Source organism: Sphingobium sp. Cam5-1, from assembly GCF_015693305.1.
Taxonomy (GTDB): Bacteria; Pseudomonadota; Alphaproteobacteria; order Sphingomonadales; family Sphingomonadaceae; genus Sphingobium.
In genome coordinates, this window is record NZ_CP065138.1 from 450251 (window position 1) to 475385 (window position 25135).

Consider the following 25135-nt stretch of genomic DNA (forward strand, 5'->3'; position numbering starts at 1 on the left):
CGGCCGCCGCGAGGTAACAGCTTCGTCTTTGCCGCACTTGTATCGCTGATGGAGCATACTCACGCGGCAATCGATTTCCTCGCGAAAATGGTCGAGCTTGCGGGAGTGGCGATCATCGTCGGGGGCACCTTACTGTCTAGCGCTTATTTCCTGCGCGATGCACGCGAAGGCGTCCGCTTCCGCCAGCTGCTCGATCGCGGCGCGCGGCGGGCGCGCGCGGCGCCAGACCTCCTCGACGCTCTTGAACGACGCTGGACCGCGTGCGCCCACGATCGCCGCTCCATGGAGATTGGCAAGGCCCCGCACCTGCCGAAAACCCAGCCGCACCGCCTTGGTGCGCCCACGCGCTGGCTCGAGCGTACCGTCCCGACGGCTATGGTTGATCGAGACTGGCAGTAGCTAAACGCCGTGCTGCCGGGCATCGCGCACAATCTGTGCCGGGGCGTGGAAGCCCACCGGCTGTGCGTACAGGAGCGCAGTGCAGAAGACATCGGATGATGCTTCATCCAGGACGAGGCATAGGCGATCTTGGCAAAGCTCGCCGCATGACTCTCGGGAAAACCATAGCTGCCAAAGCCTTTGATCTGCTTGAAGGTGCGTTCGGCAAGATCCCTGAAGTAGCCCGCGACACCATACCGTTTACCAGCTTGTCATAGAAATGGCTGAACGATCTGCGGCCCAAGGCAGCGCTCGATGCCGAAGCAGCCTATGCGCGCAACCCCGCCCTCCCAGCCTCAGCGGCGCGCGGCGACACTGAGGCGGCGCACGCTGCCATCCTCGACGAGAAAGCGGTTCGCACCAATCCGGAGCTTCGCGCCGACCGCTTTGTCGAGCGGTGGAACCGTTACTCCCGCGCTGCCGAGCGGGCCTATGTGGAAGGCGATTATGACAAGCGCCGTACCTATCAGGTTAGCGTGCGGTTGATAACGACATCCCTAGAGCGGGATCCGCAGGTGCAGTCGATATTGGCCAACCGCAAACGAGAACTCGGCATCTTCATCGACAGCGGCCGCAGGTTAGGGGCAGAACTGGCGTTCAACCATGGCATCGACCTGGGGAGCCGGCGCGGGCTTGGCATCGGGATGTGAGGTGAAGCAGGCTGACGGCTCTGCGCCACTTTTTGCTGTTCGACAGCAATTTCACCGCGCCTGAAAGTAGACGCTCGAATTATGACTGGGTCTGGGACAGACCCGCCGTTAGGGCCAGCCGCAGCGAATGACCGCTCCTGTCCGAATCGGGCACTGACCGTGGGTGTCGGAAGTGCCGTCAACCTTCCGCAGAACGCCGTTTACGGTAGACGTTCTTGCCACCCCTGTTCAGGAACCCATCCAGGCTACTTCTATCATCGAGCTCTTTCGAGCACCTAGAAATACCTGGTCTGCGTGGCCGTCAGGCCTGCCGCGTTTGGCGACGCCAACCCCGGCAGGATCCGAAGCGGCAATCAATCAGCCGCAACGACTTTGCTCAATCTGAAAATGGTGGCCGATGACCGCGCGATGTCGACGGTAGCAGCAGGGACGCTGCGGGAGGTGAGGTCCAGGCGGGCCTCACGGCTGTCGAGGGACGGGCCGCTCAACGTGGCGACGCTCTGGTGGCGGGGCAGCGGCAGGCGGACGTCGGTGCTGACTTCCTTGTTAAGGATAGCGAGCAGCGTGCCCTGAGCCGTGTCGGCTGCATAAGCGACGACGTTGAGGCCCTGCGCGTCCAACTGGACGGTCCGCATGCGTGCGCCGCTGAACAGCCCGGCAAACTTCATGCCCCAATAGACCGGCTGCGGCTGCACTTGCCCGTCCATATTGCCGATCGGCGTGTAGAAGGGGCGCGGGCGGGGCTGCGCGTCGGGCAGCATCTTTTCGCCCGCAAGGCCGCCGACCGAGTTGGCAACTGCAGGGCCAGCGCCGCCGTGCAGGTTCACGCTGGAATAGCCCAGCGACATGAGCTGGAGCATATAATCAGCGGCCCAGAGCGCGGCGACATAGCTATCCGACACGCCCGGCTTGCCACCGTGGTAGGCGGTGTTGCCTTCCGTCATGCGGTAGGCAACGCCCATCTTGCGCGCGGCGTCGCTGGTCAGCTTGCCTTCCTGAGCCTCCCGAGTCGAGCGCAGGAGGAGGCGGTCGGGCTTGATCCGCGGATCATTGGGACCGCCCTTGTAGAAATGATGCGACAATGCCTCGATCCGCGGCGGATTCTTGATCGAGGCCCAGCGGTCGGCGATGGCAGGCAACCAATCGAGCTTGTAAGCGACGTCGGGCAGGATGAAGCGGGCATCCGGGCTGACCGCCGTGATCGCATGGGCAGCGGCGAGCCATTCGGCGAGATAGGTGTCGGGACCCCAGGTCTTGGGATCGCGCAGGTGCGAGCTGAACACATCAACTTCGTTGCCAATGACGAACGCGACCAGCCGCTTGCCAAGCCGCCGTTGGACATAGGCTGCCTCGCGCGCCATGTCATGCGGCACGCCATTGCCAAGGTTAAGGCCATAAATGCACCGCCATCCGGTCGCATCCAGGAAGCCCTTGAGCGCATCGATGGCTGCTGGGGTGACGGCGTAGCTCAGGTCAGGGCGCGGCTGGCCCGGCTTGATCGGCCGTTCGATGCGCGGCGGCTGCGTGTCGCCGGGGCGCTCCTTCCACCAGGAAAATTCGCTGGTGTTGCCACCGATGCGCAGGATGCCAGCCGGCGTCAGGTCACGGAAAGCGCGGACCAGCGGGCGGTTGCGCGCGTTGAAGAAATCGGGCGTTTCAAGCTGCTGCGTCTCGTAGGACAGGCCGACGAAGTCGCGGGGCACCAGCGGTCCTTGCGCCGATCCATTGAGTGAGAGCGACAGGGTCGCCGGAGTTTCCGCAGCGCGCGCCGGGACGATCAGCGCCCCGGCCGCCGTCAATATTCCCGCGTTCAGAAAATTACGGCGGTCTATCATTGCTCGAACCTCTTGGATGATAATTACCGGCGATCTACGTTTCTGCCGACTTTAAAGAAGCCAACAACGATGGGGCAGAGACAGTAAAGGTGCTTGGTCCCATACCTCGGCGCTGCCGAGAATGGCGGCTTTCTGTCGCCGTCAGGATTTCGGGCGCACCGCGCAGATCGACTTCGGCTGCGACGACCTAGGCGCTGTGCAACGCAACCGGAAAGAAGCGCGCCATGCTGGTAGGCGGCTTCCGCATGGTCCTGACCTGCTTGCGGCGCTCGCCGGTTTTCGTTCGCTCGGTTCAGCGCCATCGGATCGCCTACAGCGGCTTCACCCTTGCAATCCCTTGGTCCGCTGCCCGGACCAAAGGATTGCGGACCGGCAAGCTGAAACAGTCGGCAGCCACTTCGAACAAGTCTCCGACCTTCGTCTGCACCTTGTCGGTGAAGGAGAGGGTGGCTGTACCGAAGAAATGCACATGCACGTCGCCGGGCCGCCGGAACTGCGCATATTTGAAATGGTGATGTTCAAGATTGTGGATGCTGTGCGACATGTTGGCTTCACCGGACAGGAATGGCCGTTCCCACAGGGTTTCGCCGTCTCGCAAGATGCGGCTGACGCCACGAACATCGGCAGGCAAGTCGCCCAGCAGCAATTCCGGTCCCAAGGCCGCCTGCCGTAGCTTGCTATGCGCGAGCCATAGATAATTGACCCTTTCGGTCACATGATCTGAAAATTCATTGCCGAGGGAAAAGCCGAGACGAAAGGGCGTGCCGTCCGGGCCGTTCAAATAGATGCCTGCAATCTCAGGCTCTTCGCCTCCATCACCGGCGAAGTGCGGCATGGCGAGCGGAGCGTCCGGCGATACGAGGATCGATCCGTCGCCCTTGTAGAACCATTCCGGCTGCACTCCTTCCTGGCCGTCACCGGGCTTGCCGCCCTCTTCGCCCATCAGGAACATGCGCATGCTGTCGGTGGCATACCCTGCGGCAGCCGCTTTGTGCATTTTGTCGCGGCCTTCGGCGGAACCAAGATGGGTGAGACCAGTCCCGCTGATCAGCAGATGCGCTGGATCCGGGTGGTCGATCGGGGCCAGAAGTCTGACGCCTTGCAGCGAAATTCGGCTCCCACGCAACGCATTGGCCCGCTCCAGCAGCGTCTTGCGCCGTTCGATAGCGTCGAGAGCGAGGTCGCGAATGGATGAGACCCCCACCAGCTGGTGAGCGTCGCCCTGTGCGTCCAGTGCGGCGACGCCACGTCCGGCGTCATCGGCATATTGTATGAGTGAACGAATCATGCGGGCTCTCTTTCGCCATCGATCCGGCGAGGAAGTTTCCATGGGTTGTCATGCTTCACCGGTACAGGCAGCAGCTCGTCGGGAATGTCCTGATAGCAGACCGGCCGCAGGAAGCGCGCCATGGCCAGGGTGCCGACGGAGGTGGAGCGTCCGTCTGTGGTTGCCGGAAAGGGCCCGCCATGAACCATCGCCCAAGTCACTTCCACGCCGGTTGGCCATCCATTGGCAAGGATCCGTCCGGCTTTTCCCTGGAGCAAGGGCAGTATCCGGGAGGCGGTAGGCTCATCTTCGGGGTCGAGGTGGATGGTGGCCGTCAGCTGCCCCTCCAGCCCTCCGATTGCTCGCGCCATCGCGTCTATATCCTTGCAGCGGACCACCACTGATGATGCACCGAACACCTCCTCCCGCAGGGAGGCGTCGCTGGCGAAAGCTTCCGCACTGGCGGCAAACAGCGCTGCGCTGCCGCAGGTGGAGTGTGCGGGACCGACAGCGAGCAAATCTGCATTGGGATTGGCGCGCAATGCGGCGACACCCTTGGTAAAGGCGAGGTGGATGCCGGCCGTCAGCATCACTTGAGGCGAAGCCGCTGTCACAGCGCCTGTCGCAGCGGCGAAGAAGCGGTCGAGGTCCGGACCGTCCATGGCGATTACGATACCGGGGTTGGTGCAGAACTGCCCAGCCCCGAGCGTCAACGACGTTACAAAGTCCCTTGCCAGGTCTTCCGCCCGCGCGTTCAGCGCATGGGGCATGAGGATGACAGGGTTGATTGCGCTCATTTCCGCATAAACCGGAATGGGTTCTTCCCGCGTTGCAGCGATGGCTGCAAGAGCCAGTCCCCCCGCGCGCGATCCAGTGAAGCCGACTGCCTTGATGCGCGGATCGGCCACCAGCGCGCCACCCAGCTCATTGCTCGCGCCTGGGAGGTAGGAGAAAATGCCCGGATGCAGATCGCAGGCGGCGACCGCACGGCCGATCGCGCGCGCCACCAGCTCGCCCGTGGCGGGGTGGGCCGGGTGGCCCTTCACGACGACGGGGCACCCGGCTGCGAAGGCGGAAGCCGTGTCGCCCCCCGCAACAGAAAAAGCGAGAGGGAAATTCGATGCGCCGAAAACAGCCACGGGGCCGAGTGGTACATTCATGCGGCGCAGATCAGGCCGCGGGGGCGTGCGGTCAGGCATTGCAGGATCGATCGTGATGTCGAGCCAGAGACCGGCGCGGACTTCCGACGCGAAAAGGCGCAACTGGTTTATCGTGCGCGCCCGTTCGCCTTCAAGCCGGGGCCGTGGCAATCCGCTTTCGACCATGACATTGGCGATCAGATCGTCGCCAATGGCTTCAATCTCATACGCGACAGCTTCCAGAAAACTGGCGCGAGCCTCTGGACTGAGCGTGGCAAAGCTTTCCGCCGCGCTTGCGGCTAGCAAGCACGCGTCTGCTACATCTTCATTCCCCGCAGTGGAGAAATATTGTGGGCCGGCATCGCCATTCGTCGCGTCAAACCCTGTGAATTTGGGCGCCCGCTGACGTGCCTCTCTGCCAATTAAAATGCTGCCATCAATCACGAAGGAAAACTCCCGATCATCGAAATTTTCAGAACTATGCGGGCCATTTTGCCCCTGCGACCAACGGGGGTGCAGAGTCTCTTCGATCTCTCCGAGCCGAGCGCGACACCGCAGGATGAAACTTGGGCAAAGGAAATCATGGGGCTCGCTAAGCTGTGTGGCTCGTTCGTCTGATTGGCGAAGCCGAGCATTACCAAACTCATGAAGGCAGATATACTCATACAAGTAAAACATCAACCGCAAGCGGCGCTCGGGTAGGGTGAAGGTCGAAGTGACCCACACCGGCGGGATGAACGACGACGAGGGGGTAGAGATCGCGAACGCAGGCCGCGGCCGATCTGCGCAAAATGCAACGATGTGGTTTACTTATTAGGCAGGGGACGTATAACGGTCGACGATTGATAGGAGATCATGTGCGCCACTCTATTCGCTTCATGACGCTAATGCTTTGCAGCGTCGCTGCGGCTGCGTCGGCTCATGCAGGTGAGCTGCCGCGTCTGCGCACGGAAGATGGGCGGCATGCGTTGCTGGTGGATGGCAAGCCCTATCTGATGCTGGGCGCCCAGGTGCATAATTCCAGCAATTATCCCTCGGTACTGCCTCAGGTGTGGCCGGTGATGCAGGCGCTGAGCGCCAATACGATCGAAATTCCGGTCGCCTGGGAACAGTTTGAGCCTACCGAGGGCAGGTTCGACTATAGCTGGGTCGATACGCTGCTCGCCCAGGCGCGCAAAAATGACATGCGCGTTGTGCTGCTATGGTTCGGAAGCTGGAAAAACGGCGATTCAACCTATACGCCGGAATGGGTGAAAAGCGACACGAAGCGCTTCCCCCGTCTGCAGAAGCGGGACGGCCGCCCCACGACCACGCTTTCCCCGCTTGGTGAGGCGACACTTGCTGCCGACCGCAAGGCCTTTGTCGCGCTGATGCGGCATTTGCGCGAGGTCGATCGCGAGCACACCGTCATCATGGTCCAGGTTGAAAATGAGATCGGGAGCCACGGCGTTGCTCGCGATTATTCGCCTGCAGCCGAGCGGCTTTTCGCGCAGCAGGTGCCCGAAGACATCCGCCGCGCATCAGGAAAGCAGTCGGGGACATGGGCGGAGGTGTTCGGCAAGGAGGCGGACCAGGCATTCGCCGCCTGGACCTATGCGCGGTTCGTGCAGGAAGTTGCTGTGGCTGGCAAGGCTGAGAAGAACTTGCCCCTCTACACCAACGCCGCGGTCTTTGACGCGACGGGCACTGCCATGGCCGCCCAGGTTGCGAGCGGCGGCCCCAATTGGAATGTGCTGCCAATCTGGAAGACGGCTGCGCCTGCGCTGGATCTCATCGGACCTGATCTCTATCTGCCGCTTGAAAAGACCTATCTGGGCCTGCTGGATCGCTATGCGCGCCCAGACAATGCGCTGTTTGTCCCCGAGACGAGCAACGCAATCTGGGCTGTTCGTTTCTTTTGGGCCGCGTTGGGGCGCGGGGCTATCGGCTGGGCGCCATTTGGAATGGATGCGACGAGCTACTCCAATTACCCGCTCGGCGCGCGAAAGTTGGACCCTGCCACAATCGAGGCATTCGCCGCCCCTTACCGCCTGTTCCGGCCTATCGCGCGCGACTGGGCTGCGATCGCCAGCAAGCACCCGACCTGGGGCACCGCCAAGAACAGCGCGGGTGAGGACTCGACCTCCATGGGCAGCTGGAAGATTTCCGTCACCTATGGGCGCAACAATTTCGACATTCCCTGGCCGGGCATGGAGCCGCCGCCTTGGGCGAAGGAGCCTGTCGGTGGCGGTGTTGTCGCTCAACTCGGCCCCAATGAATTCCTGGTTGCCGGACAATATAGTCGCTTTCAGTTCATGCCCGTCGATCCGGCCGTGAACGGGCAGATCATGAGCGCGGAGGAGGGGACGTTCATCGATGGCCGCTGGCAAGCAAGCCGCCGCTGGAACGGTGATCAAATCTCCTACGGCTTCAACTTCAACGAACAACCTGCGCTGCTTCGCGTAAAGCTTTCAACCTACTAGGTTTCTGGATCAGCCCTGGCGGTGCGCAAAGCGCGCAAAATACAAACTGTTTCTAATCACGACTAAGTCGTCGAAATTTGAGGGGGTCTGCAGGAACATGGCAAATGACGTGGTCAGGATGATTTTAGGTCCCTGTTCCAGCGCTCGACCTGGACTGTCTCGGGTCGCCTGCCTGATGGCCACTGGCGCGATGTTGTTTTCCATGCACCCGCTGCAAGCGGCTGGCGCTGACCGATTTGCGACTTATGCGAACCCGGTCGATCTACCCTACCGCTACCAGGCGCCTTCGCCCTTTCGCCCGCTTCAGCCGCGGCCCAAGGAATCCTTCCGGGAAGCTGCAGATCCCACGATTGTCTTGTTCAAGGGCCGCTACTGGCTTTTCGCTTCGCACTCGAGCGGCTACTGGCATTCGACGGACCTTCTTCGATGGCAGTTCGTCCAGCCGACAGGTTACGCTGTTGACAAATTTGCTCCGACCGTCGTGGTCATCAACGACAAGCTGTATCTCGCCACCAGCGAGGATACCCCGCATATCTGGGTGACCGACGATCCAATGAGCGGAAAATGGCGCGTGGCGGCAGACATCAGCCCCGGCTATCAGGACCCTGCCCTATTTCTGGACGATGATGGACGGCTCTATCTTTACCACGGCTTGGCATCCAAGGGGCCGCTCCATGCTGAGGAGCTTGATCCCAAGACGTTTCAGCCGATCGCGAAGGTGGACATCCCCCAGTCGCGCAATCCGGACGAACGGGGCTGGGAAGTTCCCGGTGACAGGAACGAGAAGTTTAAAGGCATGACCTTCGTCGAGGGCGCCTGGATGACGAAGCGCAAGGGGCGCTACTATCTTGAATATTCAGCCCCTGGCACGGAGTTCAAGACTTATGCCAACGGGATGCTGGTGTCGGAAAAGCCGTTAGGGCCGTTCGTCTATCAGGATTATAGTCCGTTCGCGTTCAAGCCGACCGGCTTCATTACAGGAGCAGGCCATGGATCGACCTTCCAGGGGAAGGATGGGCAGTGGTGGCATGCGGGAACGATGACGATTTCCCAACGACATATTTTCGAGCGGCGTTTGGGGCTGTTTCCGACGAGCTTCTCGCGATCGGGTGAAGTTATCGCAGACACCTATCTGGCCGATTACCCGCGCTACATCGGGGGGAGCCGCAAACTTACGGGATGGATGCTGCTCTCGCGGCTGAAAAGCGTAAGCGCCTCTTCGACGCTGGACGGATATTCTGCGAAAGACGCGGTCGATGAGGATGTGCGGAGTTGGTGGTCAGCCAAGACCGGCGGGGCAGGCGAATGGTTTCAGGTAGATCTCGGCGCGCCCAAGCGGATCGAGGCGGTGCAGATCAACTTCGCCGATCAGGACGCCAAAGCGCTGGGGGTCAGTGCGGACGTCTATAATTATATCCTCGAACTCTCACTGGATGGCCGGACATGGAAGGCCGCAGTCGATCGCTCGCAAAACGGCGTCGATGCTCCCCATGACTATGAGGTCCTCCCCAAGCCAGAGCGCGCTCGCTTTGTCCGTTTGCGCAACATCCATTCGCCTGATGGGGGGAAATTTTCGCTCTCGGATCTGCGGGTCTTCGGCAATGGTGGAGGCGTAAAGCCCGCCAAGGTGCGCCGCGCGTCTCTTCGCCGGGACGGCGATGACGGGCGCAGCGCAGTGATCAACTGGGCACCGGCAAAGGGGGCCGAATTCTACGTCGTGCGGCTTGGGGTCCGCCCCGACCTGCTGAACCAGAATTACCAGGTTTATGATGGAAAGACGTCGATCACCGTAGCGAGCCTCAACATTGGGAAAGGCTACTGCGTCACGATCGATGCGGTGAACGAAAATGGCATCACCCGCGGGGGGAGGCCTGCCTGTTCACGATGAGCGGGCGTTCACACGCTCAAAATTCCCAATGTTACAGAAAAACAGGATAAAAGACCGATGGATGAGATGCCTGTCTGGACACGCCGCCAGTTCACAGCCCTGAGTGGAGCGGTTGGCGCCGCCGCGTTGACTTCGCCAGCGTGGGCGGAGGAAGCGAGCCAGGTTGTCGAAATAGATCTTCGGCGCGAAACAGGCAAGCTGGACCATATCTGGTCACGCGTCATGGGATCGGATCGTGCGGCGATCACGATGAGAGAACCATGGCGCAAGGATCTCGAACGCTTCAAGAACGAAGCCGGTCTTAAACGCGTGCGTTTTCACGGAATTTTCAATGATGAAATGGGCGTGGGCGCGAACGGCAATTTCCAGAACGTCAACGCCGTCTATGATGGCCTGCTGGACCGTGGCGTGCAGCCCTTCGTCGAACTGAGTTTCATGCCGCAGGCGTTGGCGAGCGGAACGAAGAAGTTCGGCTTCTACAGGGCTGATGTCAGCCCTCCGCGCTCGATGGAGAAATGGTCCGAACTGGTCGAGAAGTTTGTGCGGCATCTGGTACAGCGTTATGGCGCGTCGGAAGTGCGGCAATGGTATTTTGAAGCCTGGAATGAACCGAACCTGACGTCCTGGTTTTGGGGTGGAACGCAGGAGCAATATTTCGAGCTTTACAAGGCGAGCGCTCGCTCGGTTAAGGCTGTTGACCCGTCGATCAGGATCGGCGGCCCGGCGACCTCTGCTATCCAATGGATCCCTCAGTTTCTGGAATATTGCGAAAAGACTGGCACGCCGGTCGATTTCGTATCCACCCACATTTACCCTGGCGATGACCAGGCGATGATCTTTGGCAAGGCTGATCGATACCGGGAATATGACGTCGTGCCGGCGGGCGTGGCGCTCGCCCGCAAGCAGATCGATGCGACGCGGTTCAAGGGAGCCGAATTGTGGTTGAACGAATGGTCATCCGACAGCCCGGCCATGATCGCGCACGCCATTACGCAAAGCCTTCCTCACTGTCATGCCATGGGTCAATGGCAGATCAGCGGCGAATATGAGGAAAATATGGTCGCAAACTGGGTCTTCAAGGAAGGACAGAATGGTTGGGGAATGCTGGCCCGGGGCAGCGTCGCGAAACCTGAGTTCAACACCTATAAGTTGCTCAATCGCCTGAGTGACCGCAGACTTGCGGTAAAAGGACCCGCCCTGGCCTCGACAATGGACGGGGGAAAATTTGCCGCTCTGGTCTGGAATCTCGCCGATGTGCAGCAGGCGCCAGGCATCCCCGGCGCGAGCAGGGAGCGCAAGGTTACAGGTACGCGCAAAGCGATGCTCGTGAGGGTGCGCGGCGCGCAGGCGGGGCAGCGGGTACAGGTGAGTTATGTCGATCAGGAGCGCGGTTCCCCTTATCCTGCATGGCGCGCCATGGGGTCTCCGCAATATCCCACGCGAGAGCAGATGGACGCCATCCGCAAATCGGCGGAGTTGGCTGCGCCTGAATTGAAAACGCTCAATGGACGTGGCGAAATCATCCTGGATCTTCCGCCAGAAGGCGTAGCGCTGGTCGAGGCTGTCTGATCCTGAGAAGGATGGTCTTCAGGCTGTAACATTGACCGACCCGAATGCGGACGGCCGACGATGTTTGCCGTGATGTCGAGTGTGTTGCGCCTGAATGGCCCCAAGTTAATAATCGAGAGAGAGATCAGATCATGTTCGCCAACAGGGTAACGGCAAAGCTTCTGGCAGCCACCGCGATGGCATTTTCAGTGTGGAACGTGCAGGCATCGGCTGAGTCCTTGTCGGAGGCGTTCAAGTCACCACCGATGGAGGCCAAGCCCCGCCTTCGTTGGTGGTGGCCGGGCGACGCTGTAACCGATGTGGAGTTGCGGCGCGAAGTCCAGCTGATGGCGCAGATGGGCTTCGGCGGTGCCGAGGTGCAATCATTTTCGCCGAATTTCGTGAAGTTGACCCCTGAAGAAAGGGCGGTGGTCAACGACTATGCCGAACCCAGCTTCTTCGCGCATCTGCGCGCGGCGGCGGATGCCGCGAAGAGCGCTGGTCTCAGTCTCGACTATACCTTGGGCTCGGCCTGGCCGTCGGGCGGTGGCGAAGCGATACCGCCGGAAAAGGCGTTCACCGAATTGGCCATGGCGCGCACGATGGTCAGGGGCGGCACGTCCGGCCCAATCAAGGTCGAACAGCCCAAGCGGACCAAGAGGCTTGGCGCTCTCAACTTCTTCGATCCGCGTACAAAAGATCCTAAATATGCGGACTGGGGTAAGCGGTTGGACGCGCGGGCGCGCACCGTGGCCGTGGTTGCGATGAAAGGCAGCGCGCCTGACCTGAAGAAACGCGGCGGCATGAACGGGATGACCATTTCGCCGTGGAGCGATGTGCTGACCTCCGGCACACTAGATCCGGCCAGCCGCATTGTCCTGACCGACAAGCTGCGGGAGGATGGCACGCTCGACTGGTCGCCTCCGCCTGGTGACTGGCAGGTCTTCGTCTTCCGGCAATTTGCTTCTGACGTCGGGGTCTTGGGCTCGGCCGGACGGGGGCCTCAGCTTATCCTGGACCACACCGACCCCACGGCCTTTGCAGCCCATGCCGCACGCGTCGGCGATCCCTTGGGCAAGAACCCGCCGGGCATGCGCTCGACGTTCGTCGACTCTCTTGAACTGATGCAGGATATTCAGTGGGGCCCAAAACTGCTGGAGGAATTCAAGAAACGGCGCGGATATGATCTGACGCCTTATCTTCCCTTCGTGGTGCAGCCGGGCTGGATGCAGGCATGGGACGAACATTATTCATTGCCCTATTTCGACGCCGCAAAGAGCGACATCGCCGAGCGGGTGAGGGCGGATTATCGCCATACGGTGTCGGACATGATCATCGCGGGCTTCATCGAGCCCTTCGTGGCGTGGAACCATGCCCATGGCCTGAAGGCCAAGTTCCAGGCGCATGGCGGCGCGTTCGATACCATTCGCGGCTATGGACTTGCCGACATTCCAGAAACCGAGGATCTGGTTCACAGCGGTGATCCGCTGTTCATGCGCCTCGCCCGCTCCGCCGCCAACCTTTATGGACGCCGCATCGTTTCGGCGGAAAGCCTGGTGTGGCCCGACCGGGCATATAGCGTTACGCCCACGGAAATGCGGCGGCGCACCGAACTCATCATCGCCGGCGGCGTCAACAGCATGATCCTGCACGGCATGAACTACCGTTTTCACGCCGAAGACTGGCCGGGCTGGCACGCCTTCCAACCGAGTCCTTTCTCCCTGGGGTTCAGCGGTCCGCTGAACGAAACCAACCCGGTCTGGCCTGCCATGAGGCCGCTTGCTGCCTATATGGGCCGGTTGCAGGCCGTCATGCAGGCGGGCGAGCCGGTAGTTCCGGTTGCTTGGTTCTATGGCCGCTACGGCTATTATATCGGTATCGAGGATGATGGCGCGGGCAAGCAGGCGGGCGAAAAGGCTTTCCTTGCCGCCGGATATGATTTCGACCGGATCAATCCTGACTCGATAGCGCAGGCGAGGGTCGAGGGTCGACGGCTCATATCCAAGGGAGGGCACGCTTATGGCGTGCTCGTGCTGCCGCCGATCGACGGCATTCGCGCTGATACGATGGAAGCGATAGCTGGCTTTGCCAAGGCGGGACTGCCTGTCTTCTTCACCGATCACGCACCCCGCCGCGATGAAGGACTGGCCGAGGCGAAGAAGCGCGACGCTCGCGTGAAGAAGGCGGTAGCTGGAGCGATGAAGGCGGGAGCCAAGATCGTGCCTGCAGCGGAGCTGCCTGCCGCGATCCGCGCCGCAGGTGTCGCGGGAAATCTTCGCTTTGATGGCGACGCTTCGGACCTGGTGTTCGTTCAGCGGTTGGTCGACGGGCAGACCGTCACCTTCGTTCACAATCGCAGTGACAGCGCACGAAATGTCACGCTGTCGTTGCCCGGCGTCGGCGGTGTTACGCGCTGGAATGCGATGGATGGCAGCGTCAGGCCCGTCTCCGCAAGCGCGACGGCGGACATGACGCGGCTGCCTCTGTCGCTTGCTTCCGGGGAAAGCGCACTCCTTGTCCTCGATCCCAAGGCCAGGCCCCAGACCTTGGCGGCCCCGGCTTTAATCGGATCAGCGACCTTGCCCGCCGAAGGCTGGGCGCTGTCCGTGTCCGGTCATGTAGCGCGCAAGCCCTACGCCCATGATTTCGGCGAGGTCGCGCTGCAGGACTGGAGCAAGGTGCCGCAGCTGGCGGGCTTCTCCGGCGAAGCGAACTACAGTCGTTCGATCACGGTCGATCCATCCTGGTTCAAGCAAGGCACCCGCGTCAGTCTAGACCTGGGACAAGTGTATGACATGGCGACGGTGACGATCAACGGCCGCACTTTGCCGCCGGTTATCGCCGCGCCGTTCCGCCTTGATGTAACGGATGCGCTGCGGCCGGGCGCGAATATGCTCAAGGTGACTGTGGCGAATGTTCCGCAGAACGGCATGATCGACCCCAGTAACCCGGCCTTCAAGAAGCTGAAGCCCGTCGCGGCGGGGTGGGTTGGCGCAGGACGGCTGGAAGCCAGTCGTTGATCAGAAGCGCGAGCGGGGAAGTCCCGCCCCCCTTTGCTCGCTCTGGTCGCGTCCGCAGGTCATTACCAGCGGTCGCGAGCGAGGAGCATCAGGTCGACGACTTCCCTTCCATGCGCTTCGATATCCTGGGCCGTGAGTTCGCGGACCAGATCATATTGCAGGAACCAGCCATGCACGGCGGTGAGGATATGTTCCGCCACCGCTTCAGGCCGGGCAACCGGAATGCCGTCTCTTTGCGCGGCGGCGCGGATGTCGTTCGCCAGTAGCCGAACCGCGTTCAGATAGCCCAGATCATGCATCAGGGGCGCAAGGTCGGGAAAGCGGTGGCGGTTCAGAAGGATCAGCGCGTGAAGGCCGCGGAAGAGCGGATCCACCAGAAGCGACGCCATGTCCGCAACCCGCAGGTGCAATATCTGGCCTATGTCGGTGATGCGGTCGGTGGCTTCGACCCGAGAGACGGCGTACCAACGCGCCAAAGTTTCCCTAACGACCGATCGAAACAGGTCGGATTTGGTGGCGTAGCGGCTGTAAAGGGTCGTGCGAGTTATTCCGGTTGCCGCCGCGATCTTTTCCATCGACACGCCGTCAAAACCGTCCGCAAGGAACATGCTGCGCGCGGTCGCAAGGATTGCTTGCTCGATCAGGGCCACTTCCGTGGAAGTGGGGCGGCCCCTTCTTAAAGCGAGTTTCGCAGGAATGGGAATTCGGCGTGCCATCCGCACCTTCTGATGCGGTGCCGTCGCGATGGCAACGCCGTTCCACAGCGGCCAGCTGATTGTCAGTGATCCTGCCTTACGAAAAACGCTTTATGCCCTTCAACATGAAGTCGCGGGCCCCGCGATGGCAGATTCAGGGGTGCGCGCGGCCGCTGCCGCGCGCAGAAAGATCAGGTTCTTCATAAAATTCATCAGTTCACAGGGTTCGGTGCGCCGGGGGTCGATGTTTGGGCGGACGGCCCCGGCCAGACCTGCGCGAAGAAGGGATTTGATGCGGCGACCCGCGGATAGCTTTCGATATCGGTCTGGCAGGTGGGGCACCAATGGCCGCCCGCCAGATAGAGGTTGGGCGACATAGAGAAACGATGACCGAGGCTGCATTCCCATTCCACGGGTGTGAAGGCGTCATCGACCGCGTCCACATGGCATTTTCCGCCCCGGAAACCGGCGGCGGCGCGCAGGTCATCTGCAGTCCACTCACCCTTAGGTTTGGCGTCATCATAGCCATGGGCGAGTGCGACCGCTTCGCGCGAAGGCTGCGCCAGGGGGAAGTCGTCCCAGCTGCTTGGGATGCGATCCCACTCCTCCCGTGATCCAAAATAGGCGTCGATATGCTCCACATCATTGGTCCGCAGCCAGGTAAGGGGTCCACCGGGACCTTCCGCGACCTTAAGTATCTGCTTGCGGGCGAGACCTGGGAAGAAGCGCATGAGAGTACGCAAAGCCCAGGGTATGCGGCGCGACAACTCGGCGAAGAAATCGTCGATTGAAAAGCGACGATAGGGGACGAGTTCCTGCAAACGGTCGGAATCGAGATACCATTGCCCGTGGAAGTTGCGCGTTGCCAGCCATTTGGGGTCGAGGATGCGGCGGAAATCGCTGACGCCCATCGCAGCCATCATCCTGACCATCAGTTGATGATTGACGAGCCGCCCGGTTTCACCACCGCCTATATTGTAGAAATGGCGCCAGAAATGATCTGGAATGCGGTCGCCGCACAGCTTGGCCATCAGATTTGCGGAATCCTCGACGGTCGACCATTCCATTACGCCGTTTGGAGGATTGTGGAACATGATCGGCCCTTGCGTCTTCCACATGTCGTAATGGGCCATGCCGGTCTGGCGGATGGAAACCCAGTGCCTGAGGCCTGATTCCGCGACGATTGCCTCCGCCCGCGCCTTGGTCCCAGCATAATGTCCATTATAGCCGATGCAGATGGGGTCGCCCGTCCGGCCCCAATGGTTGGGAGGATTGCGGCTGCCGGTCTCCGCAACCGTGCCGATATAGACAAGGCGGATCTGATCGGCGTGGGGCTGGCGTCGGATGGCATCCACGACATTCTGCGTGCCGCCGACATTTACCTTTTCAACGAGAGCAGGGGGAAGTTCATCGGCAAGCGGCGAAACCAGCGCACCCATGTGCAGGACGACGTCTACGCCCGCGACGGCACGATCTACCGATACGGGGTCGGTGAGGTCGCCCCATGCGTAATCGATATTGTGCTGCTTTTGCAGGCGGCGAATGACGGGATGAGATTTTTCTTCCGGGCGCACGAGGACCCGGACCGTCATGCCGGGCGTCTGCAATAGTTCGTCAACAACGGCTCTGCCCATATTGCCTGTCGCGCCCGTCACCAGGACAAGCTTTCCGGTTCCTGCCACCTTCGTTCCTTTTGCCGTTCTTCTGGATAGCGGCGGCTTAGGCCATTTAACTGCGCACGCCAATTGAAATGTACATTGATGTCCATTTATAGCGTGCCGCAGACTCAGGAGACAATTTATGACCAGCCCGCACAGCGAACCTCGTCCTGGCGACCCTCATTGGTATAGCGAGGTGCAAGCGCCGCTCATGATCGAGGATGCTGACGCGTTCGCTTGGGATGGCGCAGAAGACGTAGTCATCGTTGGCTATGGCGGCGCTGGCGTTGCAGCAGCGCTCCAGGCGCGGGAGGAGGGGCTTTCCGTGATCGCCATCGACCGTGCCGACGGGGGAGGGGCGACGCGCATCAACGGAGGCATCTTTTACGGAGGCGGCGGCACCCCTGCGCAGCTCGAAGCTGGCGTCGAGGACAGCGTAGAGGACATGTTCAACTATCTTCGCCTGGAAACCCAAGGGGTTGTCAGCGACGACACGCTGCGGCGTTTCTGCCAGGAAAGCGCGGAAACGGCAGGCTGGCTCGCCGGGCACGGTGTCCGCTTTGAAGGGCGGGTTTACAAAAAGAAGACCAGCTATCCCCACACCGACTATTCCCTCTATCATTCCGACAACAGCCTTGCGCCCAACTACAAGGCCGTGGCGAAACCTGCCGCGAGAGGCCATCGCGCGCTGGTCGATAAACTGGATGCGCCTATGGGCTACGGTAAGGGCCTTTATGACCCGTTGAGGGAATCGGCGCAGCGCGCCGGCGTCAAATCCCTGTCTTCGACAAGGGTCAAACAGCTCGTCATGGATGGCGATGGACGCGTGGTGGGCGTGGTCGCGGTTCAGGTGGAGCGCGATACGGCAGAAGGAAAGCGTTATGACGCACTGATGCGTCGCGCAACCGCGATGGTGCTTCGCTTGCCGCCGTCCATGCCTGGGGCTGCGATCATCGCTCGCCTGGCTTCACGCCTGTTCAACAAGGCCCAGGAAGTGGAGCGGCAGGCGGGCGCGACGCGCATGATCCGCGCACGTCGGGGCGTATGCCTCGCGGCGGGCGGCTTTATTTTCAACCGGCAGATGGTCGCGCATTATGCGCCAAAATATTTGAAAGGCATGCCGCTTGGTACGCCAGGGGATGATGGCAGCGGTATTCGCTTGGGTCAAAGCGCGGGGGGCGTTGTCTCGCGCCTGAACCATGTCAGTGCTTGGCGTTTCATCAATCCGCCCATGGCCTGGGCGCAAGGCATGATCGTCAACCGACAAGGCCGGCGATATGTCAATGAGATGCTCTATGGCGCATCGATCGGCATGCCGATGGTCGAGGATCATCAGGGCGTGTGCTGGATCATCCTTGACGATGAAGGCTATCGGCGGGCGAAGCTCCAGTCGAAAAGCAAGGCAATCTTACCCTTTCAACGTTACCCTGCGCTGGCCGCCATGCTTTTGGGATCGAAAAAGGCGGGCTCGGTCAAAAGCCTTGCCGAAAAGTGCGGGATCGCGCCGGACGGACTTGAGGCGGCGGTGGCAGATTATAATCAACTTGCCGAAAATGGCGCCCGCGATCCATTCGGCAAGGCATCGGAGGACATCGCCCCGATCGTGAAAGCGCCTTTCCACGCCATCAACATGTCTATCGACGCGAAATTGGGATTCCTGCCTGTCCTGACGCTCGGAGGCCTGCAAGTGCAGGAGGAAAGCGGTGCGGTCCTGGACCAAGAGGGTAAGCCCATCCGCGGACTTTACGCGGCCGGCCGGAATGCAGTCGGCATATGCTCCAACATCTATGTGAGCGGCTTGTCCGTTGCCGATTGTATCTTCTCTGGACGGCGCGCTGCGCGGTCCCTGGCAACGCCCAACTGAGCAGCCGGTAGGTCTACAGATCAAAGACAGAATGAGACTCTCTCGCTGCGCCGGTGCTGCACCCTGGGTCGAGCTGCACGGCGGCCCAGGGCGTATTGCCAACGGTCGTCGCGCCAGGCCCGCGACCGAAGTGTAAATCTACAGTCGAGCATATTTGTCAGCAGATCGTGTGATGAGTTGTGGTGGTGGCGCCCGTCATCAACAGGGGCGCCACCCGCAGGCCTTGGAAAACCGCTAACCCTGCATAGCTTCAAGTTCCAGTCCCTTCGTTTCCCGAACAGTCATCCAAACGAACAGCAGCGACAGCAGGGCAAAGGCAGTGTAGGCGCCATAGGTGACGGGCAAGCCGATATTCTTCGCCAGCCAGGGGAAGCTCGAACTTACGAGGAAGTTTGCGAGCCACTGTGCCGCGCCTGCCACCGCAAGCGCCGAACCTCGCATCTGGTTCGGGAACATTTCCCCGAGCATGACCCACATTACGGGGCCCCAGCTGAGGTTGAAGAATATGACATAGATGTTGGCGGCGAGGAGGGCGACAAGGCCCAGCCCCTCAGGCAGCCGGAGCACCCCGTCGATTATCGTCGCATTACTGAAGCACCATGCCAATGTTCCAAGCGTCACCGTCATGCCCGCAGAGCCGATCAGAAGCAGCGGCCGACGCCCGATCCGGTCGATGAGCAGGATCGAGATCAGGCAGGCCAAGATCGATACGGCGCCCGAAAGGATGTTGATCTTCAGCGCGTCGCTCTCTGTAAAGCCCACCGCCTGCCACAGCACCGCGCCATAGTAGAAGACGACGTTGATGCCGACGAGTTGCTGGAACACGGCAAGGCCAATGCCAACCCAGACAATCTTCCGCCAACCGCCGCCGGGCTTACGGATATCTGCAAGGCTCGGTTGGTGATCATGGGAAAGCGACGCGCCGATCTCATCCATCTTGGCAGCCGCCGCTTGGGGGCCGATAAGGCGATCAAGCACCAGCCTTGCTTGTTGCAGCCGTCCCTTGGCAATCAGGAAGCGCGGACTTTCCGGAATGCCGAACAAGGCGACCAGGAACAAAAGGGCGGGGAGCGCCTGAACCCAGAACATCCATCGCCATGCTGGCTGTCCGGCCCATGCGGTGCCAAGTGACGACCCAGCTATGTCTGCGAGATAGTAGTTGGCGAGAAATGCGCCCGTCAGCCCCGATATGATCATCACTTGCTGGATGCTCGACAGCCTTCCGCGAATATGTGCGGGAGTCACTTCACTGATATAGGCGGGTGAAAGGACACTCGCCGCGCCGACCGCCATTCCGGCGAAAAACCGGGCAATTCCCAGGACCGTTGCGCTGAATGCGCCCCCGGACGCCGCCGCGCTAATGATGAAAAGGATCGCCGCCACAATCATGACGGAGCGGCGCCCCCAAATATCGGCGAAACGACCGGCGAGGAAAGCGCCCAAAGCGCACCCTGGAAGCAGGGCGCTGACGGTCAGCCCCAGTTGGGCCTCGTTGAGACCGAATGTGTGCCGAAGCCCTTCCTGCGTGCCGTTGATGGCCCCCGAATCATATCCGAACATGAATCCGCCGATCGTCGCTACGGCGACTATTCGACCGATCAACGCCAGATTGACGCGCTCTTGCGCAGCCCCATGCATAGCTGAACCCCTCCTGATTGTGAGCGCTAACATGGCGAACTTGGCGGTGCCGTCAAGTCTCTCCCTATAGCGCTGCGTCAGATCCTCGTATGACAAGCTCGAAATCCAGTCTGACATGCTCTGGCTGAGCGCTTGCGAGAGGTCGTTTGGACCGGACAGCGCGAGCAAGCAGGTCGATGGCGAGGCTCGCCATCGCCGAAATCGGTTGCCGCACCGTGGTTAATTCGGGCCAAATGGTCGTGGCGATTGCCGTATCGTCAAACCCGCAAACCGTGAGGTCGCGCGGTACGTCCAATCCGCGTTGATGCGCGGCGCTGATGAGACCAGCCGCCATATCGTCATTCGCAGCGAAGATCGCGCTGGGCGGTGATGGCTGGTCGAGCAGGGATGACGCGGCTATCAGACCGCCGCGATAGGTAAAATTGCCCTGTGCGATCAGTTCCTCTTCCGGCGCGATACCCGCCAGAAGCAAAGCGCGTTCATAGCCTTTCCGTCGGAGGTGGCTGGCGGTCTGGTTGGGGTCGCCTGCAGCAAATCCTATCCGGCGGTGACCGCGGGCAAGAATATGCTGTGTCATAGCGAAAGCAGCTTCCTCATCATCTATCAGGACGGCGTGAGAGGAAGGCGCCGGCTGTCCTGAGGCCACTTGAGCCACGGCGAGGCCGCTTTTCTGGAGGGCGCCCAGCAATTCGCCGTCATTGCAAAGTGGTGGCGGCAACAGGACCGCGTCGATGCGCTGAGCAGCCAGCCGGGCAGCAAGGCTCGCGGGCAGTTCCTCTGGATCATGCTCATCGACGATCAGTTCGGCTTCATTCTCCCGTGCTGAATGGAGGCTACCGAGGAGAAATTCGCTTAAATAGGCCGCGCTGGGATTGCGGTAGAGTAGGACGATGCGGCATTGCTTCCCACCAGCAAGGGAGCGGGCTGCTGCGTTTGGCACATAGCCGATGGCTGATATCGTTTCTTCGACCTTCTTGCGGGTCGTCTCCCTCACGCGCTGATCGCGGTTGATGACCCGGGAAACCGTCATCGGGGACACTCCAGCAATCCGCGCCACATCGGCAACGGTCGGCCCTTCGGTTCTCCTGCGCAAATTTTTTCTGGCGGCCATGGTCTGCTCCCCTTGGTCTTATCGACTATTCGGCCAGAGACGGTTGAGCAAGCCTCTTGCGCAATACCTCATGGTAGCGCTACCTAAAGGCGGGAGGATGGAGCTGGATGTATCTCGGCATAGATATCGGAACGTCAGGGGTTAAGGCGGTCATCGTTGCGGAGAGCGGAGCGGTCATGGCTGCCGGAACCGCCCCGTTGGGCGTTTGCCGCCCGTTCCCGGGTTGGTCAGAGCAGGATCCCGATCATTGGTGGCAGGCGACCGAGGCCGCGGTTCTTGCGCTTCCTGAAGATCTCCGGGCGCGGGTGCTAGGGGTGGGCCTTGCTGGGCAGATGCACGGCGCCACCCTGCTAGGCGCAGATCATCGTCCGCTGAGGCCAGCCATTCTTTGGAATGATGGCCGTAGTTCAGACGCATGCCGCCAACTTGAGCAACGGGTTCCTGAATCGCGCTCCATCACAGGCAACCTTGCCATGCCTGGGTTCACCGCACCCAAATTGCTGTGGGTGACGGAGCATGAACCTGAGATCTTCGAACGCGTCGATAAAATTTTGTTGCCCAAGGATTATGTGCGCCTTTGCATGACCGGCGACATGGCGTCTGACCTGTCCGATAGCGCCGGAACATTGTGGCTGGATGTGGCGGCGCGAGACTGGAGCGAGGTCATGCTTGGAGCCACCGGCCTTTCGAGAAATCACATGCCTCCGCTGTTCGAGGGCAATGCCGTTACGGGCGTGTTGCGGCACGAGGTCGCGGCGCAGTGGGGCATGGCGAGGGTGCCGGTGGCTGCTGGCGGCGGTGATAATGCTGCGGGCGCTGTCGGCATCGGTGTCGTCAACGAAGGCGATGCGCTGCTGTCGCTCGGCACGTCTGGCGTGATTTTTGTGGCGACGCGGGCTTTTCGCCCTAACCCTGAACGTGCGGTGCACGCCTTTTGCCACTGCCTTCCCGATATGTGGCACCAGATGAGCGTGCATCTGTCTGCGGCCTCCTGCATCGACTGGGGGGTCAAGGCAACGGGAGCCGATGACCCGGCCGGATTCTTTGCCCTTGCCGAAGCGGCAGGCGCGGGAGTGGGACCTGAGATATTTCTCCCCTACCTTTCCGGCGAGCGCACGCCACATAATGATCCGCATGTGCGGGCCGCTGTGCTGGGTATCGACAATGAAACGGACAGAGGGCGTATCGCAGCGGCTGTCCTGGAAGGCGTCGCATTCGCTCATGCGGATGGCATCGCCGTGCTGCGCGACGCCGGTACGGAGATCCAACAGCTTTCGGTGATCGGCGGGGGTGCGCGATCCCGATATTGGGGCACGATCATCGCCGCTGCACTGAATGTGCGCCTTGCTTACCTGGAAGGCGGGGAGGTGGGCCCCGCACTCGGCGCTGCGAAGCTCGCCCTCATGGCTGTGACTGGAGCCAGCGCGGCTGAAGCCTGTGTCCGGCCCCCCATTTCTCACATCATAGAGCCCGACGCCGCGCTAGCCGATCGCCTTGCGCCGCGGCTGGCCCGTTTTCGGGCCGCCTATTCCGCCATTCAATCACTTCAAGGAGAAATCCGTGACCGCCAGCTATTTCGCTGAATTCCCGACCATCGCCTACGAGGGGCCGGAGAGTAATAACGACCTCGCCTATCGCTGGTACGACAAGGACAAGGTCATCCTGGGCAAGCGCATGGAAGAGCATCTGCGCTTTGCGGTCTGCTTCTGGCATAGCTTCTGCTGGCCAGGCAGCGATGTGTTCGGCGCCGGCACCTTCCGTCGCCCCTGGCATGCAGGCGCAAACGATACGGCGGCGGCTCGTGCCAAGCGGGAGGCTGCGCTGTCCTTCGTCGAGAAGCTGGACGTGCCCTTCTACTGCTTCCACGACGTCGACGTCATGGCCGAGGCCGACACCATCGGTGCGTTCCGCAAGAGCTTTGCCGAGGCGGTTGATCATCTGGAGGAGTTGCAGGACAGACATCGCCGCAAGCTGCTGTGGGGGACGGCCAACCTGTTCAGCCACCCGCGCTACATGGCGGGTGCTGCAACCAATCCCGATCCGGAAGTCTATGCGTGGGCTGCGAGTCAGGTTCGTGATGCCCTTGACGCGACGCACCGGTTGGGCGGGGCAAATTATGTGCTGTGGGGCGGCCGCGAAGGCTATGACACGATCCTCAATACTGAAATTGGAATCGAGCAGGAGAATTTCGGCCGCTTCCTCAACCTCGTCGTCGATCACAAGCATCGTGTCGGGTTTACCGGAACGATCCTCATCGAGCCGAAGCCGCATGAACCGACCAAGCACCAATATGACTTTGATACCCAAACTGTTTACGGCTTCCTGAAGCGCTTCGGCCTGGAAAACGAGGTGCGCGTAAACATCGAGGCGAATCACGCCACTCTGTCGGGCCACACGTTCGAGCATGAGATCGCCATGGCTAGGGCGCTGGGCATATTTGGATCGATCGATGCTAATCGCGGCGATCATCAGAATGGTTGGGATACCGACCAGTTCCCCAACTCGGTCGAGGAGTTGACGCTGGCCATGTTGGAAATCATCCGTGCAGGCGGCTTCAGTGACGGGGGCTTTAATTTCGACGCGAAGGTCCGGCGACAGAGCGTAGATGCGATTGATCTGTTCCATGGTCATATCGGCGGTATCGACACGGTTGCGCATGCGCTCGTAAAGGCAGCCGCAATCATCGAGGATGGACGCGTCGACGCATTCCGTGCTGAGCGCTATGCGGGATGGCAGGGCGAACTCGGTCAGCATATCCGGTCGAGCGAGGGAACGCTGGGTTCGATCGCCGATCTCGCGGTTGGGCGCGATCTTGCGCCGCAGCCGCGTTCCGGTCGCCAGGAGTGGCTGGAGAACATGGTGAATCGCTTCTGATGGAACTGACTGCAGGCGAATATCGGCTGCTGCTGGCGCCGGAACGAGGTGGTTCGATCCTGGCGTTTGATTGGCAGGGCGAAGCGTTGTTTCGCCCTGTCTGCGGCCCGTCCATATTGGATGTCGCTTGCTTTCCGCTCGTGCCCTTTTCCAACCGGATAGCCTTTGGCCGCTTTCAAGCGCATGGGATGGACGTACAACTCGCTCCGAACTTCCCCGGTTCTGATGATCCTCATACGCTGCATGGTTATGGTTGGCTATCACCTTGGACTGTCCAGTCTTATGGCCCCTGCGTGGCAACTATCGGTCAACACCATCGAGCCGACGGTTGGCCTTGGAGCTATTATGCCGAGCAGCGGTTCGAACTTGCTGAGGATGGATTGACCATCGCTTTGTCGGTGACCAATCTAAGTGATAGTTTGATGCCGGCAGGCTTGGGAATTCATCCCTATCTTCCACGCGTGCCTGACGCTGCCTACCGTGGTTACCATCGCGGGGAATGGCAGAATAACGAGGACTGTCTCCCGCAAAGACTTGATGAAAGAGATTGTGCAATCGACTGGTGGCAGGGCGGTGCTGTTGCGCAACGCGAGGTTGATACTGTTTACACCGATCGTCATGGACCGATCTCGATCCTTTGGCCTTCTCGTGATTTGTCACTTCAAATCAACCCCAGCGAGGCGCTGCCCCATACGGTGGTTTATACTCCAAAAGACCAGAATTTTTTCTGTATCGAGCCGGTCAGTCACTCAACAAATGCCTTGAATTCTATGTCGTCCAGCATGCGATGGCTGGATCTCTACGAGATATTTGAAGTGACCACTTCATTCAGGGCTGCCAGGCTTAAGAAGCTTTAACCGGTTATCTACGTCTTTGGCCGCGGCTGGCGTGAACGGATGTCTGACCGCACGCGTTTTGATTGATCCCGCGCGCGCTTCAGATGCAAATCAGGAAAATGTTTCCATAGCAGTTTACTTTTCGATTTGCTTGGGTAGACTTTACCGGTCGCGCGCGGAAAGGGGGAATCATGCAGGAACCGACCACGACG

The 25135-nt window shown here is 60.7% G+C and carries 17 protein-coding genes and 1 pseudogene; 9 read left to right on the forward strand and 9 right to left on the reverse strand.

Going from position 1 to position 25135, the window contains the following annotated elements; all coding sequences use genetic code 11:
- Window positions 1-150: 150 nt before the first annotated feature.
- A pseudogene (locus IZV00_RS02360) lies at window positions 151-664 on the reverse strand (helix-hairpin-helix domain-containing protein); the annotation flags it as partial.
- A 208-nt stretch (window positions 665-872) separates the two neighbouring features.
- Here IZV00_RS02360 and IZV00_RS02365 point away from each other — a divergent pair.
- A complete protein-coding gene (locus IZV00_RS02365; protein ID WP_196225605.1) occupies window positions 873-1088 on the forward strand; it encodes a hypothetical protein in 216 nt (71 codons plus the stop codon).
- Between the two features lie 353 nt (window positions 1089-1441).
- Here the strand turns inward: IZV00_RS02365 and IZV00_RS02370 are convergent, their stop codons facing one another.
- From IZV00_RS02370 to IZV00_RS02380, 3 genes are all read right to left on the reverse strand, one after another.
- Window positions 1442-2923: a hypothetical protein gene (locus tag IZV00_RS02370; protein WP_097093118.1), complete on the reverse strand. Its 1482-nt coding sequence runs from the start codon at window positions 2921-2923 to the stop codon at window positions 1442-1444.
- A gap of 310 nt (window positions 2924-3233) precedes the next feature.
- The gene (araD1, locus tag IZV00_RS02375; RefSeq protein WP_196225606.1) at window positions 3234-4211 is read right to left on the reverse strand and encodes an AraD1 family protein; all 978 of its coding nucleotides are present in this window, start codon (window positions 4209-4211) and stop codon (window positions 3234-3236) included.
- Window positions 4208-5773 (reverse strand): aldehyde dehydrogenase (NADP(+)), encoded by a 1566-nt coding sequence (locus tag IZV00_RS02380; protein WP_230463269.1) that lies wholly within the window; start codon window positions 5771-5773, stop codon window positions 4208-4210. The genes araD1 and IZV00_RS02380 overlap by 4 nt, the downstream gene beginning before the upstream one ends.
- A gap of 434 nt (window positions 5774-6207) precedes the next feature.
- Between IZV00_RS02380 and IZV00_RS02385 the strand changes: the two genes are divergently transcribed.
- On the forward strand, window positions 6208-7791 hold the full coding sequence (locus tag IZV00_RS02385; protein ID WP_196225608.1) for a DUF5597 domain-containing protein: 1584 nt from the start codon (window positions 6208-6210) through the stop codon (window positions 7789-7791).
- 9 nt (window positions 7792-7800) lie between these two features.
- Here IZV00_RS02385 and IZV00_RS02390 read toward each other — a convergent pair whose 3' ends face one another.
- Window positions 7801-7995 carry a hypothetical protein gene (locus IZV00_RS02390; protein WP_196225609.1) on the reverse strand — a complete coding sequence of 65 codons (195 nt, stop codon included), beginning with the start codon at window positions 7993-7995 and terminating at the stop codon, window positions 7801-7803.
- Between IZV00_RS02390 and IZV00_RS02395 the strand changes: the two genes are divergently transcribed.
- From IZV00_RS02395 to IZV00_RS02405, 3 genes are all read left to right on the forward strand, one after another.
- Window positions 7994-9679 (forward strand): family 43 glycosylhydrolase, encoded by a 1686-nt coding sequence (locus IZV00_RS02395; RefSeq protein WP_196225610.1) that lies wholly within the window; start codon window positions 7994-7996, stop codon window positions 9677-9679. The genes IZV00_RS02390 and IZV00_RS02395 overlap by 2 nt on opposite strands.
- A gap of 57 nt (window positions 9680-9736) precedes the next feature.
- On the forward strand, window positions 9737-11248 hold the full coding sequence (locus IZV00_RS02400; RefSeq protein ID WP_230463270.1) for a GH39 family glycosyl hydrolase: 1512 nt from the start codon (window positions 9737-9739) through the stop codon (window positions 11246-11248).
- A 131-nt stretch (window positions 11249-11379) separates the two neighbouring features.
- Window positions 11380-14247, forward strand: a complete 2868-nt coding sequence (locus tag IZV00_RS02405; protein WP_196225611.1) for a glycosyl hydrolase — start codon at window positions 11380-11382, stop codon at window positions 14245-14247.
- A 62-nt stretch (window positions 14248-14309) separates the two neighbouring features.
- Here IZV00_RS02405 and IZV00_RS02410 read toward each other — a convergent pair whose 3' ends face one another.
- Complete coding sequence (locus IZV00_RS02410) at window positions 14310-14963, reverse strand: TetR/AcrR family transcriptional regulator (RefSeq protein ID WP_268934774.1); 654 nt, start codon at window positions 14961-14963, stop codon at window positions 14310-14312.
- A gap of 191 nt (window positions 14964-15154) precedes the next feature.
- Complete coding sequence (locus tag IZV00_RS02415) at window positions 15155-16624, reverse strand: NAD-dependent epimerase/dehydratase family protein (RefSeq protein ID WP_230463272.1); 1470 nt, start codon at window positions 16622-16624, stop codon at window positions 15155-15157.
- A gap of 118 nt (window positions 16625-16742) precedes the next feature.
- Between IZV00_RS02415 and IZV00_RS02420 the strand changes: the two genes are divergently transcribed.
- Window positions 16743-18464: an FAD-binding protein gene (locus IZV00_RS02420; RefSeq protein ID WP_196225613.1), complete on the forward strand. Its 1722-nt coding sequence runs from the start codon at window positions 16743-16745 to the stop codon at window positions 18462-18464.
- Window positions 18465-18698: 234 nt separating this feature from the next.
- On the opposite strand, the gene IZV00_RS02425 is transcribed toward IZV00_RS02420, so the two are convergent.
- Both IZV00_RS02425 and IZV00_RS02430 read right to left on the reverse strand, forming a co-directional pair.
- Complete coding sequence (locus tag IZV00_RS02425; protein WP_196225614.1) at window positions 18699-20102, reverse strand: sugar porter family MFS transporter; 1404 nt, start codon at window positions 20100-20102, stop codon at window positions 18699-18701.
- Between the two features lie 64 nt (window positions 20103-20166).
- A complete protein-coding gene (locus tag IZV00_RS02430; RefSeq protein ID WP_196225615.1) occupies window positions 20167-21213 on the reverse strand; it encodes a LacI family DNA-binding transcriptional regulator in 1047 nt (348 codons plus the stop codon).
- A gap of 107 nt (window positions 21214-21320) precedes the next feature.
- Between IZV00_RS02430 and xylB the strand changes: the two genes are divergently transcribed.
- The 3 genes from xylB to IZV00_RS02445 are packed head-to-tail and all read left to right on the forward strand — an operon-like array spanning window position 21321 to window position 24944.
- Complete coding sequence (gene xylB, locus IZV00_RS02435) at window positions 21321-22796, forward strand: xylulokinase (RefSeq protein WP_196225616.1); 1476 nt, start codon at window positions 21321-21323, stop codon at window positions 22794-22796.
- The gene (xylA, locus tag IZV00_RS02440) at window positions 22774-24087 is read left to right on the forward strand and encodes a xylose isomerase (RefSeq protein ID WP_196225617.1); all 1314 of its coding nucleotides are present in this window, start codon (window positions 22774-22776) and stop codon (window positions 24085-24087) included. Before xylB ends, xylA begins: the two co-directional genes overlap by 23 nt.
- On the forward strand, window positions 24087-24944 hold the full coding sequence (locus tag IZV00_RS02445) for an aldose 1-epimerase (RefSeq protein ID WP_196225618.1): 858 nt from the start codon (window positions 24087-24089) through the stop codon (window positions 24942-24944). The genes xylA and IZV00_RS02445 overlap by 1 nt, the downstream gene beginning before the upstream one ends.
- Window positions 24945-25135 lie beyond the last annotated feature (191 nt).